Genomic DNA, 17,191 nt, shown 5'->3' on the forward strand with positions numbered 1-17,191 from the left:
GAGCAGGGCCGCGCCGCCGCCCAGCAGCACGGCGGCCCCGCCGGCGCCCAGGGCGAGTGCCCTGCGGCGCGTGACGGGGCCGCCGTGCCCGGGACCGTCCACCATGCGCGCGATCCTATGCAGCGGACGGGCGAGGCGGAGACGTCAGGACCTGTACTCCGGGTAGCCGTAGCCGACGATGTCGCCGGTGGAGCGTTCCCGGACCTTGACGGCGCTGTCGGTGTTGCCCTCGACGGCCTCGATCGTGTCGTCGTCCACCTTCTTGGTGACCATGCCGATGTGGACGATGTCGCTGATGTCCTTGCCGCCGTCCCAGGCGTAGAAGACGATGGCGCCGGGCCTGGGCTCGGTGCCCCAGCGGCCCTGCTCCTCGAACCACCGGGCATGGGCGACCGTCCAGGCGTCACTGCCGAACTGGTCGGTGAGCCCGAGCCGGTCGCCTATCCACGAGATGAACATGGAGCACCATGCCGCGTCGTCGTAGGCCTGGATGGAGCCGCCGTCGCGCTCGACGGTCTCCTTGGCACGCGGGCTTTCCACGTACCACCGGTTGAACTTGGTCTCGCCGCTGCCGTCCTCGGTGATGCCGACCTGCTCCTTGGCGAGCTTGATGGCATCGTCCGCGGTCGGCCGCGAATCGTCGGCCGGCTTCTTCGGCGCGCCGGCCTCGGGTTCCTCCTTCTCGGTGCGCTCGCCGTCTTCGCGGTCGCCCGCGCCGCCGTTCTCGTCCTCCGGCTTCGACCCCGGCTCGTCCACGTCCTCGTGCTCGGACGGCGACTCGCCTGCGTCCTCGCCTTCGGAGAGGTCGGCGGCCGTGATGTGGCTGGTGGCCACGGAGTCGAACGGCAGGACCGACGCCTGCGCGGTGGCCGCGGCGGTGCCGAGGACGGCGGCGCCGACGATGACGCCGCCGGCCGTCCTCCAGGTCAGGGCGAGATGGCTCGGCTTGCGGTGCCTGCCCGGTGACTTTCTGCGATGTGCGCCTGGCACAGGGGGATCTCCTGACTTCCATGCCGCCTACCGGGTTAGCTGACGGGTTCGGGCGTGGAAGCCGCCCTACGGCCCGCTGGGCAGGCCGATTCACCCCGAAGGAAAGCGTGGGTCCCCGGCTCCGCGCCCGCCGCGCCTTTCGGGCGCGCCGGACCGCGGACTCGGCGGTGGCGGCCCGGGGGCGGGCGCGCCGGTTCGGAATGGGGGCTCCGCCGGGCGCGGGCGCCCGCGCGGAGACGATGGTGAAGGGAAAGAGCGGGCGTGGCCGCGCGGGGCGGCCACGCCCAGGTAACGCTGCGGGTCTCTCCTTCTCTCTTCCAGACGCCTACCGGGTTAGCTGACGGGTTCGGGCGTGGAAGTGGCCCTACGGCGGCTCTCACCGGTCGTTCGGGGAGAGGCGCGCCGATTCACCCCGGGTGCCGGAATGCCCGTCCAGGGACGGTCCCTGGACTCCGGCGGATATGGGTCCCCGGTTCCGCGCGTCGGCGGATTCGGCGCTGCCGCTGCGATCCTGGGGGCGCGATGGGGCCCGGCGCGGGACCTGTCTCCCGCGTGCGAAAGAGCGGCACCTGATGTTGTGCGGACGGCGGCCCGTTCACGGGGCCGTCCTGGGGCCGACCGCGGAATCCCGCCGTGGCAGCGCTCAGCGCCATGCACGCTGGGGCGTGCGCACGGTGGGGACCGGGGGCCGGCCGAGTGGTCTGCGTGGAGACCGCCTGCGGCACCTTCGGGTGCCGGGAAGGGCGACGCGTGGATCGTGCCGCCCGGGGGGAGCGGCACGTGGCTCGCGCCGCCGTCACGCGGCAGCTGGATGTGCCGCGTGGGATCGTGGCGCCTGGTGGGCGCCGCGGGTCACGGCGCCTGGAGTGCGCCGCGAGTGGTGACAAGGTACCAAAGCCCCAAGAGAAGGCAAACCCCCCCAAAATTAACAACGGACCAGGTCAAGGCCTGGTCCGTTGTCGGAGCGAGTTCCGTCACGCCCGCGCGGGGCGCTCAGGGGCGGGAACGTCAGGGACGTCCGGCGCCGTAGTAGTTGTTCAGGTAGTAGCCCGAGGTGTAGCTCACGATCTCGACGTTCTTCCCGGTGCGGGGAGCGTGGATCATCTTGCCGCCGCCCACCACCATGCCGACGTGGCCGAGGCCGCTGAAGAAGATCAGGTCGCCGGGCTGCAGGTTGCTCTTGTCCACCCGCTTGGTGGCGGCGTACTGCGAGTTCGTCGTGCGGGTGATGCCCACGCCCGCCGCCGCCCACGCCTTCATGGTCAGGCCGGAGCAGTCGTAGGAGCCGGGGCCTTCGGCGCCGTAGGAGTACGGCTTGCCGAGCTGGGCGTAGGCGAAGTCCAGCGCCTTGCGGGCCGGCCCGCTGGCCGGGCCGTTGTAGGAGCCGCCGACGCCGCCGCCCGAGCCGCCGCCGGACGTCGAGGTCCCGCCGCCGAGCCTCTGCAAAAGGGCCTTCTGCTTGGCGACCTCCTTGTCGAGCTTCTTCTTCTGGTCGCGCAGCTCCTTGGTCTTGCCCTTCACGTCCTCGTAGGCGGCCTTGGCCTGCGCCTCCTCGCGGCGGAGCCGCTGGGCGGTCGCGAGGAACTGGGTGAGCTGGGAGCTGCGCGCCTCCGACAGGTGCGACATGACGGCCGACTGGTCCAGGATCGACTGCGGGTCGCCGGTGCCGACGAACCCGGCCACGCCGCCCGTGTCGCCGTTCTTGTAGGCCGCGGCCGCCATCTGGGCGATCTTGGTCCGCTGCTCCTCGAAGGCCGCCTGCTCCTGCTTGCTCGACTTCGTCGCCGTCTGGTACTTCTTCTTGGCGATCTTGAGCTTCTCGTTGAGCTGGTTGAACTTCTCAACCTTGTGGCTCATCTGCTCGCCGAGCTTGTCGAGCTTCTTCTCGACCTCCGCCCTGGTCGGCTGGGGGTCGGCGTGCGCCGCCACCGGAGACGCCAGTGAGACCGTCAAGGTCACACAGGCGACGGCCGCCAGGCGACGGGAGACGCCTCTGCTCGCCGAGCCGCCTCGCCGGTCGCGCTCTTGCGCCGATTCTCCGATGAGATCACTGGCCACGGTCGGTTTCGCCCCTCTCGTCCACGACAGTCAGCGGATGACATTAGCGATACGCCACAACCGTCACAACCGGTTCATCACTCTTGGGTCGGCTTCCGTGAAAATAATCCGCTTTCCGTGGCGAAAAGATCACGGAGTGCGATATTGCATTCCGGCGGCGCTCATGACCGGCCGAGGCGGCGCAGCAGCAGCGTCGACGGGCAGGGCCGGGCATTGGCGCGGCGCGCCGCGTCGGCGACCTCCCGGTCCGAGGACACCACCACCACCGCGCGGCCCTGCGGCTCGGCCCTGACCAGGTCGCCGATCAGCTCGTCGGCGGTCTGGCCGGGGCGGCTGAACAGCACCCGGACGCCGCGCGGCGCCGCGATGGCCACCGGCGCGTCCAGCTCCGCGCCGTCGAACACGCACGTCACCTCGGCCCGCGTCTGCGCGGCCAGCCCGCCGAGCCCGGACAGCAGCCGGCTGCGCTGGTCCGCCAGCGGCAGCTCGCCGTACCCGGTCTTGGTGACGTTGTAGCCGTCCACGACCAGATGCACCCGCGGCAGCGTGAGCAGCCGGTCGAGCAACTGCGGGTCGCTGTCGGACAGGGCGCGGCCGGGAAGCGCGCGATGCGCCTCACGGTCGGGCTCCAGCGCGCCGACGGCGTCCGCGGGACGTCCGATGGTGGACGGCAGCGCCAGCTCCCGGCGGACGCCCTGCGCCGCGTCCAGCAGGGTGTCGAGCAGCATCCGCAGCCGGACGTCGTCGACGTTGCGCCCCTCGCGCGCGGCCCGCCTGGCGGCCTCGGCGGCGGTCTCGGCCTGCGCCGCGCGGGCGCGCAGCCTGCGCAGCTCCTTCTCGGCCGCGGCGGTCGACTCGCGCGCGGCCGCCAGCTCCCGCTCGGCCTCCCGCGCGACCGCGGCGGCCCGCTCCTCCGCCGACCGGTACCTGGTGCGCGCCTCGTGCAGCTTGCGGCGCAGCTCCGCCACCTCGGCCTTGGCGTCGCGCAGGTCCGCGCGCAGGCGGTCCACCTCGGCGCCGCGGGCGGTGCGGGCCGCGGCCAGTTCCTCCTTCAGCGCGGCCACCCGGCGCTCGGCGGCCTCCTCCTCGGACGCGGTCGCGGAGCGCTCCAGCTCCTCCCGGGCGGCCTCGACGAGGGCCGTCCACCCGCCCCGGCGCAGCAGGTAGGCGAGCACCGCGACCCGCACCGGGTCGGCGGCGGGCGGGACGTTCCCCGCCTCGACCGCCTCCACCAGGTCGGCCTGCGACTCGCGGAGCGCCTCGGCGACCCGCAGCCGGAAGCCGGAGTCCTTCTCCAGCACCGCCGCGATGTGCTGCCCGGCGAGCTTGGCGCGCTTGCGCCGCTCGAACCGCGCGAACCGGCGCAGCGGTGCGGGGACTGCGTCGGGGGGCAGCGCCCCGATCAGCTCGGCGGCGGCCTCGACGACGCTCTGGCGCACGGCCTCGGGTAACGGCCGCCCCAGACGCTCTTCCCGGCAGGTCGCCCGCTCACCACGGCTCGGCCGCTCCGCGGGTTCTCCGCCACCGGGGGTCGCTTCGGGGCCGCTGTCGATGATCCCGCTCCTTCCGGGCTTCGCCGCCGGTGGGCTGTGTCTTCCCGAGCCGCACGCCCCTAACCGGGGCGGACGCGTGCCCGGACGGTTCGCGCCGAGCTCCCCGAGCCGCCCGCGGCCCCCCCGCCCGGCGGGACGTGCCGGCGCCCCTCAACCCTAGCGGGCCGGGCTTCTGTCGGTGGCGTCCTCTACGGTCGCGCACATGACGGCTGCGCACGGTGTCCAGGGGGCCGGCGTCCAGGGAACTCTGGACGACGTCGGCACGCCATTGTCCGAGGTCACCTTCGTGGTGGTCGACCTGGAGACCACCGGAGGCTCGGCCGCCGACTCGGCCATCACCGAGATCGGCGCCGTGAAGGTCCGCGGCGGAGAGGACCTCGGCGAACTCGGTACGCTGGTCGACCCGGGCGGGCCCGTCCCGCCGTTCATCACCGCGCTGACCGGCATCACCACGGCGATGGTGACGGCCGCGCCGCGCATCGAGGCGGTGCTGCCCGCGTTCCTGGAGTTCGCGCGCGGCTGCGTCCTCGTCGCGCACAACGCCCCGTTCGACATCGGCTTCCTCAAGACCGCCTGCGCCGAGCACGGCCACCCCTGGCCCGCGTTCCCCGTCGTCGACACCGTCGACCTCGCCCGCCGCGTCCTGTCGAGGGACGAGGTGCCCAACTGCAAGCTCGGCACGCTCGCCCGCTTCTTCCGCACCTCCAGCGAGCCGACGCACCGCGCGCTGGCCGACGCCCGTGCCACCACCGAGGTCCTGCACGGCCTGATCGAGCGGCTCGGCTCCTTCAACGTCACCTCGCTCGAAGAGATGCGCGGGTTCGCCAAGGCGCCCACGCCCGAGCAGCGCCGCAAGCGGCACCTCGCCGACGGCGTCCCGAGCGCGCCCGGCGTCTACCTGTTCGAGGACGCCTCCGGGGAGGTGCTCTACGTCGGCAAGAGCGGCGACCTCCGCTCGCGGGTGCGCAGCTACTTCACCGGTTCGGAGACGCGGTGGCGCGTCCGCGAGATGGTCGGCCTCGCCGAGAACGTCCGCACGATCGAGTGCGCCACCGGGCTGGAGGCCGAGGTCCGCGAGCTGCGCCTGATCGCCGCGCACAAGCCGCGCTACAACCGCCGCTCCAAGTTCCCCGAGCGGGCGATCTGGCTGAAGCTGACCGTGGAGCCGTTCCCGCGCCTGTCCATCGTCCGCGAGTGCCGCGCGGACGGCGCCCGCTACCTCGGGCCGATCTCCTCGCGCCGGCAGGCCGAGGAGGCGCGGGCGGCGCTGCACGAGGCCGTGCCGCTGCGCCAGTGCACCCAGCGGCTGACGCTCCGGCTGATCGAGCACGGCAGGGCCCGCGCGTGCGCGCTCGCCGACATCGGCCGGTGCGGCGCGCCCTGCGACGGCCGGGAGTCCGCCGACGCCTACGCCGTCCACGTCGGGACGGCTCGCTCGGTCATGGAGGGCGACGTGCGGCCCGTCGTCGCCGCCGCGCAGGTGCGCATCGACCGGCTCGCCGCCGAGCTGCGCTACGAGGAGGCCGCCGCCCAGCGCGACCGGCTGGCCGCGTTCGTCCGCGCCGCGGCGCGCGGGCAGCGGCTCGCCGCGCTGTCCCGCCTGCCCGAGCTGGTGGCCGCCCGTCCCGGCTTCGACGGCGGATGGGAGCTGTCGGTCGTGCGCTACGGGCGCCTGGCCGCCGCCGGGACCGTCCCGCCCCACGCGCATCCCCGTCCCTACGTCGACGCGCTCATCGCCACCGCCGAGACCGTCTTCCCGCCCGCGGGCGAGGCGCCCGGCGGCGTGGCGCTCGGAGAGCCGGCCTCCGCGGGCGCGACGGCCGAGGAGATGGAGTGCGTGCTGCGCTGGCTCGACCTGCCCGGTGTCCGGCTGGTCGAGGTCGGCGGCCCCTGGACGTGCCCGGTGCACGGCGCCGAGGGCCTGCGCGAGTGGATCGACCGCGCCTACGAGGGGACCGCCTACGACAGGACGCGCGAGCGGCGCGAGGCGTCCCATCCGAGGGGCGGCCGCCGCTAGGGTGACCGGGGTAGACCCGCCGCCCGGAGAGGACGACCCCCGCATGGCAATGCCTCTCTACGACAGCCAGCCCGCGAGGCGCGTCCCCTGGGTGACGTACCTGCTGGTCGCGGCCAACGTGGTGGTGTTCCTGCTCACGCCGATGTCCAACTTCGCCGCCTGGTACGGCGAGGACAGGGTCCGCGAGTGCAACGCGGCGCATTTCGTCCACGAGTACGCCGCGATCCCCAAGGAGCTGACGACCGGCGACCAGCAGCCGATTCCGGCGGAGGTCGTCCGGCAGTGCGGGTCCGCCGACTTCGACAAGGCTCCCTGGACGTCGGCGTTCACCTCGATGTTCCTGCACTCGGACGCGCTCCACCTGCTGGGCAACGTGGTCTTCCTGTTCGTCATCGGCATGGGCGTCGAGGACCGGTTCGGGCGATTGCGCTTCCTGCTCGCCTACCTGCTGTTCGGGCTCGTGGCCGTCTACGGGTTCGCCTGGATGTCGCCCGACTCCACCGCCACGCTCGTCGGCGCGTCCGGCGCCATCGGCGGGGTGCTTGGCGCGTACATCGTCCTCAACCCGAAGGGCCGCATCGTCACCCTGGTCCTGCCGGTCATCGTGGTCCGGCTGCCGGCGTGGGTCCTGCTCGGGTACTGGTTCGTCGTGCAGTGGCTGTCACTGAGCGACGAGGAGACCAACGTGGCCCATTCGGCGCACATCTTCGGCTTCCTGGCCGGGGTCGTGTTCGCGGTCTTCGCCCGCAGGGCCGGCCCCGTCGGCCGCATCGCCGCGCTGAGCCGCGGCTGACCGGCGCCCGGGGGACGCCGTCGCGGCGGGCCGGCCGCGTCCCGGTAGGGTCGGACCGTCGGATTCTCAGGGGAGGGTGAAGTGGTCACTGCGATCGTGTTCGTCAAGGCCGACGTCGCGCGCATCCACGAGGTGGCCGAGGCGATCGTCGCTCTGGACGGCGTGAGCGAGGTCTACTCCATCACCGGGGAGCACGACCTCATGGCCATGGTCCGGGTCACGACCCATGAGGAACTGAACGACATCATCCCCGGCCGCCTGAACAAGGTCCCGGGCGTGGTCGGCTCGGAGACGCACATCGCGTTCCGCACCTACTCCCAGCACGACCTGGAGCAGGCATTCGCCCTCGGCCTTCCCGACGCCGACTGAGCGAGGCCCTTCCGGGGCCGGGGGTCTACCCCTGGGACGTGCCGCGCAGGCCCTGGGAGACCTCCACCCAGCGGTTCAGGAGCGTGGTGGCGGCGCCGGAGTCGACGCTGACCGCGGCGCGCTCGTAGGCGTCCCGCAGCGCGGCGGTGAGGCCGTCCGCGGCGGGCGCGCCGTCGTGGGCCGTGATGAGCGCGGCGGCGTTCAGCAGCACCATGTCGCGGACCGGCCCCGGCCGCCCGGCGAACGTCTCGCGGGCCACCCGGCCGTTGAACTCCGCGTCGGCGCCGCGCAGGTCCTCCGGCTTGGCCGGCGGGATGCCGAGGTCGGACGGGTCGAACGTCGTCTCTGTCGCGGTCCCGTCGCGGACCACCCACACGGTGGAGGTGCCCGTGGTCGTCAGCTCGTCCAGGCCGTCGTCGCCGCGGAACACCAGCGACGAGCAGCCGCGCGCGGCGAACACGCCGGCGACGATCCCCGCCATCCGCGGATGGAAGACCCCGACCGCCTGCGCGCCGGGCCGCGCCGGGTTCGTCAGCGGGCCGAGGAAGTTGAACACCGTCGGCGTGCCTAGCTCGCCGCGCGTCCGGGCCGCGTGCCGCAGCGCCGGGTGGTAGAGCGGCGCGAAGCAGAAGGTGATGCCGAGCTCCTCGGCGACCCGCGCGGTCGCCGACGGGGACAGGTCGATGGCGACGCCGAGGTGCTCCAGCAGGTCGGCGGCGCCGCACGACGACGACGCCGCCCGGTTGCCGTGCTTGACGACCCGGACGCCCGACGCGGCGGCGACCACGGCCGCCATCGTGGAGACGTTGACCGTGTGCGCCCGGTCGCCGCCCGTCCCGACGAGGTCGGCGATGGGGCCGGGGACGTCCAGGGGCGTGGCGTTGTCCATCATGCCCTCGGCGAGGCCGGTGACCTCCTCGACCGTCTCGCCCTTGGCGCGCAGCGCGACCGCGAAGCCCGCGATCTGCACGTCGGTGGCCTCCCCGGCCATGATGCTGTTCATGGCCCAGGCGGTCTCGGCGCTCGACAGCGACTCGCCCGAGAGCAGGGCGTTGAGGAGCGCGGGCCAGGTGGAGCGCGCGCCCCCGTCCTGGGAGGACCCGTGCCCCGTTGTGGCGGGACCCGCGGTCGCAGGACCGGTGGTCACAGGACCGGCAGGCGGGTTTCGATGCGCTTGCGCATCAGGTCGGCGAGCGCCTTGGCGACGGCCATCGGGTCGAGCGGCAGGCTCACCACGGCGTCGGCGCGGGACCAGGTCGCCAGCCAGCCGTCGTCGCGGCGCGCGATGACCGCGAGGACGGGCGGGCAGTCGTACACCTCGTCCTTGGCCTGCCGGCACACGCCGAGGCCGCCCGCGGGCTGCGCCTCGCCGTCCACGACCAGGACGTCGATGCCGCCCTCGTCGAGCCGCTCGACGACGGCGGGCTGCGTCGCCCGCTCGACGAACTCGACCTTGGGGAGGCCGGCGGCGGGGCGGCGCCCGATCGCCATCCGGATCTGTGCGCGCGTGTTCGCGTCGTCGCTGTAGACGAGAACCTTCATCGGGCTCTCCGGGGCGGTGCTCATGGACGTGAGGTTACCGGGTCGCGGACCTCGCGGACACGCTCGGGAACCCTAGGAGGGGGGTCATGCGTCACTCACGGGTTGGGGGCGCAATAATGTCGCCCGTGACAGCTTCCGCGATAGAGACAACACCTCACGCACGGGCGAACCGTCCCAATGTGGTCAGTGTGGGGACGATCGTTTGGCTGTCGTCCGAGCTGATGTTCTTCGCGGCGCTGTTCGCGATGTTCTTCACGATCCGCTCCGTGACGATCGGCCAGTCCGGGTCAGACGCATGGCCGGGCGCCCACCTGAACCTGCCGCTTTCGGCGTTCAACACCACCATCCTGGTGCTGTCCTCGGTGACGTGCCAGATCGGGGTGTTCAAGGCCGAGGCCGGGAAGGTGGGGCGGGACGGCGGGATCCTGAACGTCCGGCGCTGGGGACTGCGCGAGTGGTACGTGCTCACCTTCCTCATGGGCGCCTACTTCGTGGCCGGCCAGGCGTACGAGTACTACGCCCTCGTCGCACACGAGGGGCTGACCTTCGCCTCGTCGGCCTACGGCTCGATCTTCTACCTGTCGACCGGCTTCCACGGCTTGCACGTCATCGGCGGCCTCGTCGCCTTCCTGTTCATCCTCGGGCGGACCTACGCCGCGAAGAGATGGACGCACGAGCAGGCGACGGGCGCGATCGTCGTGTCCTACTACTGGCATTTCGTCGACGTGGTGTGGATCGGCCTGTTCTCGGTCGTCTACCTGCTCGACCTTTGACCGCCCGACCCTGACCACCACCAGACATGACCCGAACGGGGATTTCCGTGAAAAGGATCACCGCATGGCGACGGCGCCCGTGGGCGGGCTACGCCGTCGTGCTGGCGGCCCTGGCGGCGATCGGCGTGGTCTACGCCGGCTTCTCGCCGCAGACCGACCGCGCCGAGGCGAAGAGCAGCGTCCAGGCCGCGCAGGACCTGAAGAACGGCCAGGAACTGTTCAACAAGAACTGCGCCAGCTGTCACGGGCCCAACGCCGAGGGCACCAAGGACGCCGACGGCAACCCGATCGCGCCCAGCCTCATCGGCGTGGGCGCCGCGTCCGTCGACTTCCAGGTCACCACGGGCCGGATGCCCGCGATGAACCCGGGCGCGCAGGTGCCGCGCAAGGACCCGATCCCCGCCTTCGACACCTCGATCAAGACCGACTACGAGGACCCGGAGCGGCGGAAGGCGGCCGAGGAGCAGCTGGCCCAGGCCCGCAAGAACGTCGCGGACCTGAACGCCTTCATCCAGTCGCTGGGCGGCGGCCCGGAGGTCCCGCCGGCCTCGGCGGTCGACCCCGAGCAGGGTGATGCGGCCCTGGGCGGCAAGCTGTTCCGCACCAACTGCGCCCAGTGCCACAACTTCACCGGGCAGGGCGGCGCGCTGACCGGCGGCAAGTACGCGCCCCCGCTGACGGGGGACGTCACGCCCACCCAGATGTACGAGGCCATGCTGACCGGCCCGCAGGCGATGCCGGTGTTCAACGACACCACGCTCACGCCGGAGGACAAGCGGGCGATCATCGCCTACCTGGTCGACGTCCGCAACGAGCCCAACCCGGGCGGTAACGGCCTCGGCCGCATCGGCCCGGTGAGCGAGGGCCTGGTCGGCTGGCTGGTCGGGCTCGGCCTGCTGGTCCTGGCGGCCATGTGGATCACCGCGAAGAAGCCGAAGAAGCTGAAGAAGTCATGAGTGACGACAACAAGGACACCGCGGGCTCGCAGGAGCCGCGCGAGGAGGGCGGCCGGCGCGAACGCGTGATCGGCACGCCGTCCCCGGCGACGGAGAAGGCGCTCCTCGCCGAGGACGACATCTCCGCGCCCGCCGGCGTGGGGGAACAGCTCGACGAGGCGTCGGCCAAGCGGGCCGAGCGGATCGTCGCGTCGTTCTTCCTGCTCGCGTTCGCCGCCAGCGTGGCGTTCATCGCCTACTTCATCGGCTGGAGCGGCCGCGACGGCGGGATGCACGGCGTCCTGGACGCCCGCGAGAGCAACTTCTGGCTCGGCGGGACGATGGCGGTGGCGTTCCTCGCCATGGCGTTCGGCGTGACGATCTGGGTGCGCCGGCTGATGACCAGCAAGCCGATCGTCCAGGAGCGCCACGAGCTGGCCAGCGACGAGGAGAGCCGGGCCGCCTTCGCCCAGGACTTCATGGAGGGCGCCGAGGACAGCGGCATCACCAAGCGGCCGCTGCTGCGCCGGACGCTGCTGCTGGCCGCCGCGCCGCTCGGGCTGGCCCCGCTGGTGTTGCTGCGCGACCTCGGCCCGCTGCCGGAGAAGCGGCTCCGCAGCACCTACTGGGCCGACGCCGTCGAGCGGGCGAAGTCGCAGGGCAAGAGGGGCGTCCGCCTGGTGGTGGACGGCACCCACAAGCCGCTGCGGGTCAGCGACTTCGCCACGCCCGGCGCGATGATCACCGTCCTGCCGGAGGGACTCGAGGAGCACGTCCCCCACGACGACGTGCTGACGGAGGTCGCCAAGGCGGTCACCATCCTCATCAACGTGCCCGAGAACGACTTCAAGCCCGCCCCGGGGCGCGGCAACTGGCACGTCAACGGGATCGTGGCGTACTCGAAGGTGTGCACGCACGTCGGCTGCCCGGCGGCCCTGTACGAGCAGACCACGCACCACATCCTGTGCCCGTGCCACCAGTCCACGTTCGACGCCACCGACGCGGCGAAGGTCATCTTCGGGCCGGCCGCCCGCCCGCTGCCGCAGCTCCCGCTGTCGGTGGAGGACGGGTACCTCATCGCGACGAGCGACTACCCCGAGCCCGTCGGACCGAGCTTCTGGGAGCGCGGATGAGCGACACCACCGCCCCGAAGGCAGTCGAGGGCACGCTCGGCTTCATCGACGAACGCCTCGGGTCCACCACCTTCTTCAGGCGCAACGTCAAGAAGGTCTTCCCCGACCACTGGTCGTTCATGCTGGGCGAGATCGCCCTGTACTCCTTCATCATCCTGCTGCTGACCGGGACGTTCCTGACGCTCTGGTTCAAGCCCAGCATGATCGAGGTCGTGTACGAGGGCTCGTACGCGCCGCTGCAGGGCGTGAAGATGTCCGAGGCCTACGCCTCGACGCTGCACATCAGCTTCGACGTCCGCGGCGGCCTGCTGATGCGGCAGATCCACCACTGGGCCGCGATCCTGTTCATGGCGTCCCTCATGGCGCACATGCTGCGGGTGTTCTTCACCGGCGCCTACCGCAAGCCGCGCGAGCTGAACTGGCTCATCGGCCTCGGCATGTTCACGCTGGGCATCCTGGAGGGCCTGTTCGGGTACTCGCTGCCGGACGACCTGCTGTCCGGCACCGGGCTGCGGATCACCCAGGGCGTGGCGGAGTCGATCCCGATCGTCGGCACCTACATCTACATGTTCCTGTTCGGGGGCGAGTTCCCCGGCACGGACATCGTGCCGCGCCTGTACATGCTGCACATCCTGCTGATCCCCGCGCTGCTGCTCGGGCTGATCACCGCGCACATGATGATCATGTGGCACCAGAAGCACACCGCGATGCCGGTCAAGCACCAGACCGAGAAGCAGGTGTACGGCTACCCGTTCTACCCGGTGTTCATGGCCAAGACGGGCGCCTACTTCCTGTTCACCTTCGGTGTCACGGCGCTGCTGGGCGCGTTCGCGCAGATCAACCCGGTCTGGCTGTACGGCCCGTACGATCCCGGCGCCATCTCGTCCGGCTCCCAGCCGGACTTCTATATGGGCTTCCTCGAAGGCTCGCTGCGGATCATGCCCGCCTGGGAGATCAACGCCTGGGGCCACACGCTCAGCCTGAGCGTGCTGATCCCCGCGCTGCTCCCCCTCGGGATCATCATGACGGGCGCCGCCCTGTGGCCGTTCCTCGAGGCGTGGGTGACCGGCGACAGGCGCCAGCACCACGTCAACGACCGTCCGCGCAACGCCCCGGTCCGCACCGCGACCGGCATCGCCGCGGTGACGTTCTACGGGCTGCTGTGGCTCGGCGGCGCGAACGACATCATCGCCGAGCGGTTCGACGTGTCGCTGTTCGCCACGACCTGGTTCTTCCGCGTGATGTTCTTCCTCGGGCCGATCCTGGCGTTCGTCATCACCAAGCGGGTCTGCCTCGGCCTGCAGCGCAAGGACGCCGACACCGTCGGGCACGGCGTGGAGAGCGGCGTGATCCTCATGTCGCCGGACGGCAAGTTCTCCGAGCGCCACGAGCCGGCGCGCGACGAGGAGAAGGTCGTCCTGCTGTCCAAAGAGAACGCCCGGCCGGCGCTGCCCGAGAAGGACGCCCAGGGCATCCCCGCCGCCAAGGGCCCGATCGGGCACTTGCGCTCGCGGCTCAACCGCGCGTGGAACTTCGACGACATTCCCGTCGAGGAGCACGGGCACGGTGAGCACGGGCACGGCGAGCAGGAGGCGATCGAAGGCGGCAAGGAGTCGGAGCAGGCCAACCGCTGACCTGTGACCCGGCTTCGGAGGGGCCCGGTACCGCACGCCGCGGTGCCGGGCCCCTGCCGTGCCCGCCCGGCCGGGTTCCGCCGCCGGTCCGTATGCTGGTCCGCGATGGCCAAGACCCTGCTCGTCACCAATGACTTCCCGCCCCGCCCGGGCGGCATCCAGGCGTTCGTGCACGGTCTCGCGGCGCGGCGCCCGCCCGGCTCGGTGGTCGTCTACGCCCCGGACTGGAAGGGCGCCGCGGAGTTCGACGCGGCGCAGCCGTTCCCCGTCGTCCGGCATCCGGGCTCGCTGATGCTCCCGGAGCCGCGGGTGCTGCGCCGCGCGGCGGACGTGCTGCGCGCGGAGGACTGCGACTCGGTGGTGTTCGGCGCGGCGGCACCGCTGGGCCTGCTGGCCCCGGCGCTGCGGCGGCGCGGCGCCGGGCGGCTCGTCGGGATCACCCACGGGCACGAGGCGGGCTGGGCGTCGCTTCCGGTGGCGCGGAGCCTGCTCGGGCGCATCGGGGACGGCGTGGACGTGCTGACCTACCTGGGCGAGTACACGCGGTCCCGGATGGCGCGGGCGCTGTCGCCGGGCGCGGCGTCCCGGATGACCCGGCTGGCGCCCGGCGTCGACGAGAAGGTCTTCCGCGCGGGCGCCGGCGGCGAGGAGATCCGGGCACGCCACGGCCTGGTGGACCGCCCGGTGGCCGTATGCGTCTCGCGGCTGGTGCCGCGCAAGGGGCAGGACGCCCTCATCCACGCCTGGCCGCGCGTCCTGCGGTCGGTGCCGGACGCCGCGCTGCTGCTCGTCGGCGGCGGACCGTACCGGGCCGGCCTGGAACGCCTCGCCGCGTCGCTCGGGGTCGGCGGGTCGGTCGTGTTCACCGGAGGCGTGCCGTGGGAGGAGCTGCCCGCCTGCTACGACGCGGGGGACGTCTTCGCGATGCCGTGCCGGACCCGCCGCCGCGGCCTGGACATGGAGGGCCTCGGGATCGTCTACCTGGAGGCGTCGGCGACCGGGCTGCCGGTCGTGGCCGGCGACTCCGGCGGCGCGCCCGACGCCGTGCTGGACGGCGAGACGGGGATCGTCGTCCCCGGCAGGTCGGTCGCCCGTGTCGCCGAGGCGCTCGCGGGCCTGCTCGCGGACCCCGCCCGCGCCCGCGCGATGGGGGAGAAGGGGCGCTCCTGGGTGGAGCGGGAATGGCGCTGGGAGGTTCAGGCCGCCCGCCTGGACGGGCTGCTCATATCGCCATGACGTGGCCGCGGATGACAAGATGCGGCTGTGACCACGCCTCACATCCGGGGGAGGGGGCTTCCGGCCCGAGGGCCGCGGTCCGGCTCGGACCGGTCCCTCGCGGGGGGTAGGAAACGGCACAGGCCAGGGAAGCTAGGAGGCTGATGGACATCGAGGATGCATGGGCCCGCGTTCCCGGGGAGGCCGCCCGGTGGCTCCACGATATGGATCCCGACCACTGCTACTCGGGGTTCGAGCCGCTGCGCCGGCCCGACTCCGTCTGGCTCCTGCACGCGATGTACGCGTGGGAGGAGGGGCTGGTCACCACGACCCACGACGACGTCCACCAGTCGGTGACGGCGGCGGGTCTGACCGACCCGGCCGGTGAGGCGCCCGGCGACCCGGGCGACGTCGGCGACCTGCTGGAGGGCGCGATCGTCACCGGCACCGACCTCGGCCGCAGCGGCCACCCGGGCACGGGGTGGCGGCGGCTGCGCTGGCGGGAGCTCGCGCGCGGCTTCGGGGAGCCGGTCGTCCCGGAGGGGGAGCTGCCCGGCAACCGCTGCCTGCGGCAGGGGCATCCGGCCGGGAGCTGGTCGGCGGCCATCCAGCCGCCCGCGGAGGGATGCCTCGACCGGGAGAGCTGGCACCGGCTGATCGGGGTGCTGCTGCGGCACAGCCCGGCGGGCGCCGGGACCCGCTGTCTGGCGTACTACTGCCCGCTGGTCACCGCCGACTGGGACGACGAGACGGTCTTCGCGGGGCGGCTGGGCGACGCGGCCGCGCTGTACGACCATCCGGACATGCCGAGCTGCCCGTCCGACCTGTGGGCCGAGGACCGCTCCTGGGTCGTCTACTGCGACTGGGACCTGTGGGGGACCAAGGTCGTCGGCCCCACCGCGCTCGTCGACGCCGTCCTGGCCGATCCCGACCTGGAGGCCGTCCGGCTTCCCTGGACGCGCTAGCCGGGCCGGTGCCCGGGAGGGACCCCGCCCCCGCGCCGTAGGCGGGGACCTCCTCCCGGGGACCGGCGTCCGGTTGGGACCGTGCCCCGCCTCCCGAGACCAGTTCCGCGCGAACCCCCCTGCCGAGGCGGGGCCGGTGCGATCCGGCGTGACCGGCCCGGCGCCCCCGCGGGGGATGACCTGGAGACGGGAGCGCCGTGCGGCCGGCCCGCCGGGCCGGATCCGGTTCGCGTGGACGGGAGCGCGGGGCACGGCCCCGGCATCCGGCACCGCGAGCGCGGCGCGCGGCGGTGCCCGTCCGCGGACGGGCAGGAACGGTGGGCGGCCCCTGATCCCTGTCGCGGTGATCGGTTCATCGGGGCGCCTCCTGCCGCTGGTCGCGTCCGCGGTCGTGGACACTCCTGAAGCTACGGACCGGTCCGCCGCCTTGGCACCACTGTTAAAGCGCACTTAAGGAATGGATCAGTCGTCACTAAGCCCGTCACCACACATGGCCAGGTGACGGCCGCGAGCCGCATCCTGCCGAAGGCCGTCGGCCGTTCACGAAAGCAAAGGCGGGAGGGGTGAACGCGCCGTGGTGCCCGCGCGTACCCAAGGAAGAGCGGAACGCCGCGGAAACAGATTTGTAGCGAAATTTTTTGGTGCCAACTCGCATCAGAGTGGCTCATGGGGCGTTATGCTCCCGAGTGATCGAGCGGGTTCGCCAAGAATCCGTCCGGGGAACGTGGTGGGAGCGAGCGGGCTCCCAAACCGCGGACCCCGGTTGTCTCAGCGGGAAGGCCGCCGGGTATGAGCCGGGCGGTCCGGAGCCGAACCGGCGTTCGCCGAGCCCTCCGTCTCCTCCACAGGAGAGGGCATGGCGCGACGCGATATCGGGCATGCGTCAGGGAACGACTCGCATGCTTCACCGTGGGCGGACACGCCCGCGCGTCCCTCGCCGGGACCTGAGCCCCGCACGGGCTCGGAGGCCGGCGAGCCGAACGCGCAGTGGCCCGAGGGGTCCTGGTGGTCGGAGCAGCCGGACGGGGCTGAGCGGGGACGGTCGTCCCGCGGCCCGAGCCGGCGCGACATCAAGCGGCGTGAGGCCCGCGCGAAGCGGTCCCGCCATCGCACGGAGGATCCGTTCGGCGCGCGCAACACCCCCTCCGGTGGCCGCGACGACCGGCTCGAGCCGAAGCCGCGCCGGCAGTCCCCGCGTCCTCCCGCTCCCGGAC

General features: G+C 72.6%; 15 protein-coding genes and 2 riboswitches. Of the genes, 10 read left to right on the forward strand and 5 right to left on the reverse strand.

What is annotated here, in order from left to right; all coding sequences use genetic code 11:
• Positions 1–144 precede the first annotated feature (144 nt).
• From E1281_RS23675 to E1281_RS23685, 3 genes are all read right to left on the reverse strand, one after another.
• Positions 145–990: a CHAP domain-containing protein gene (locus E1281_RS23675; protein WP_131881734.1), complete on the reverse strand. Its 846-nt coding sequence runs from the start codon at positions 988–990 to the stop codon at positions 145–147.
• A gap of 9 nt (positions 991–999) precedes the next feature.
• A riboswitch (cyclic di-AMP (ydaO/yuaA leader) is annotated at positions 1,000–1,133 on the reverse strand.
• A 164-nt stretch (positions 1,134–1,297) separates the two neighbouring features.
• Positions 1,298–1,497: riboswitch (cyclic di-AMP (ydaO/yuaA leader) on the reverse strand.
• 501 nt (positions 1,498–1,998) lie between these two features.
• Positions 1,999–2,949: a C40 family peptidase gene (locus tag E1281_RS23680; RefSeq protein WP_243717311.1), complete on the reverse strand. Its 951-nt coding sequence runs from the start codon at positions 2,947–2,949 to the stop codon at positions 1,999–2,001.
• Between the two features lie 260 nt (positions 2,950–3,209).
• Positions 3,210–4,487, reverse strand: a complete 1,278-nt coding sequence (locus E1281_RS23685) for an NYN domain-containing protein (protein ID WP_243717314.1) — start codon at positions 4,485–4,487, stop codon at positions 3,210–3,212.
• Between the two features lie 316 nt (positions 4,488–4,803).
• Between E1281_RS23685 and E1281_RS23690 the strand changes: the two genes are divergently transcribed.
• From E1281_RS23690 to E1281_RS23700, 3 genes are all read left to right on the forward strand, one after another.
• A complete protein-coding gene (locus E1281_RS23690) occupies positions 4,804–6,618 on the forward strand; it encodes a DEDD exonuclease domain-containing protein (RefSeq protein ID WP_131881737.1) in 1,815 nt (604 codons plus the stop codon).
• Positions 6,619–6,661: 43 nt separating this feature from the next.
• Entirely contained in the window at positions 6,662–7,411 is a 750-nt protein-coding gene (locus tag E1281_RS23695; protein WP_131881739.1) for a rhomboid family intramembrane serine protease, read from the forward strand.
• 81 nt (positions 7,412–7,492) lie between these two features.
• Positions 7,493–7,780: an Lrp/AsnC ligand binding domain-containing protein gene (locus E1281_RS23700; protein ID WP_131881741.1), complete on the forward strand. Its 288-nt coding sequence runs from the start codon at positions 7,493–7,495 to the stop codon at positions 7,778–7,780.
• Positions 7,781–7,805: 25 nt separating this feature from the next.
• Here E1281_RS23700 and trpD read toward each other — a convergent pair whose 3' ends face one another.
• Both trpD and E1281_RS23710 read right to left on the reverse strand, forming a co-directional pair.
• Positions 7,806–8,828 (reverse strand): anthranilate phosphoribosyltransferase, encoded by a 1,023-nt coding sequence (trpD, locus tag E1281_RS23705; protein ID WP_243717319.1) that lies wholly within the window; start codon positions 8,826–8,828, stop codon positions 7,806–7,808.
• Between the two features lie 95 nt (positions 8,829–8,923).
• Positions 8,924–9,346, reverse strand: a complete 423-nt coding sequence (locus tag E1281_RS23710) for a response regulator transcription factor (RefSeq protein WP_131881745.1) — start codon at positions 9,344–9,346, stop codon at positions 8,924–8,926.
• A 92-nt stretch (positions 9,347–9,438) separates the two neighbouring features.
• Between E1281_RS23710 and E1281_RS23715 the strand changes: the two genes are divergently transcribed.
• The 7 genes from E1281_RS23715 to E1281_RS41370 all read left to right on the forward strand — a co-directional run.
• A complete protein-coding gene (locus tag E1281_RS23715; RefSeq protein WP_131881747.1) occupies positions 9,439–10,095 on the forward strand; it encodes a heme-copper oxidase subunit III in 657 nt (218 codons plus the stop codon).
• 47 nt (positions 10,096–10,142) lie between these two features.
• Positions 10,143–11,051: a c-type cytochrome gene (locus E1281_RS23720; protein WP_131881749.1), complete on the forward strand. Its 909-nt coding sequence runs from the start codon at positions 10,143–10,145 to the stop codon at positions 11,049–11,051.
• The gene (locus E1281_RS23725) at positions 11,048–12,163 is read left to right on the forward strand and encodes a Rieske 2Fe-2S domain-containing protein (RefSeq protein WP_131881751.1); all 1,116 of its coding nucleotides are present in this window, start codon (positions 11,048–11,050) and stop codon (positions 12,161–12,163) included. The genes E1281_RS23720 and E1281_RS23725 overlap by 4 nt, the downstream gene beginning before the upstream one ends.
• Complete coding sequence (locus E1281_RS23730) at positions 12,160–13,797, forward strand: ubiquinol-cytochrome c reductase cytochrome b subunit (protein ID WP_131881752.1); 1,638 nt, start codon at positions 12,160–12,162, stop codon at positions 13,795–13,797. Before E1281_RS23725 ends, E1281_RS23730 begins: the two co-directional genes overlap by 4 nt.
• Positions 13,798–13,902: 105 nt before the next feature.
• Positions 13,903–15,033, forward strand: coding sequence for a glycosyltransferase family 4 protein (locus E1281_RS23735; RefSeq protein WP_131881754.1), 1,131 nt, complete (start codon positions 13,903–13,905; stop codon positions 15,031–15,033).
• Between the two features lie 143 nt (positions 15,034–15,176).
• Entirely contained in the window at positions 15,177–15,977 is an 801-nt protein-coding gene (locus tag E1281_RS23740) for a hypothetical protein (protein ID WP_243717317.1), read from the forward strand.
• An 856-nt stretch (positions 15,978–16,833) separates the two neighbouring features.
• Positions 16,834–17,191, forward strand: a 358-nt coding sequence (locus E1281_RS41370; protein ID WP_207943443.1) for a hypothetical protein, incomplete at its 3' end; no start/stop codon positions are given.

Origin of the sequence: Actinomadura sp. KC345, from assembly GCF_004348515.1 — a bacterium.
Taxonomy (GTDB): domain Bacteria; phylum Actinomycetota; class Actinomycetes; order Streptosporangiales; family Streptosporangiaceae; genus Spirillospora.

Excerpts from the sequence above, each read along its gene's own strand:
- E1281_RS23710 (WP_131881745.1), bottom strand. The coding sequence starts at position 9,346 with ATGAGCACCGCCCCGGAGAGCCCGATGAAGGTTCTCGTCTACAGCGAC.
- E1281_RS23695 (WP_131881739.1), top strand. The coding sequence starts at position 6,662 with ATGGCAATGCCTCTCTACGACAGCCAGCCCGCGAGGCGCGTCCCCTGG.
- E1281_RS23690 (WP_131881737.1), top strand. The coding sequence starts at position 4,804 with ATGACGGCTGCGCACGGTGTCCAGGGGGCCGGCGTCCAGGGAACTCTG.
- E1281_RS23715 (WP_131881747.1), top strand. The coding sequence starts at position 9,439 with ATGTCGCCCGTGACAGCTTCCGCGATAGAGACAACACCTCACGCACGG.
- E1281_RS23740 (WP_243717317.1), top strand. The coding sequence starts at position 15,177 with ATGGACATCGAGGATGCATGGGCCCGCGTTCCCGGGGAGGCCGCCCGG.
- E1281_RS23725 (WP_131881751.1), top strand. The coding sequence starts at position 11,048 with ATGAGTGACGACAACAAGGACACCGCGGGCTCGCAGGAGCCGCGCGAG.
- E1281_RS23730 (WP_131881752.1), top strand. The coding sequence starts at position 12,160 with ATGAGCGACACCACCGCCCCGAAGGCAGTCGAGGGCACGCTCGGCTTC.
- E1281_RS23735 (WP_131881754.1), top strand. The coding sequence starts at position 13,903 with ATGGCCAAGACCCTGCTCGTCACCAATGACTTCCCGCCCCGCCCGGGC.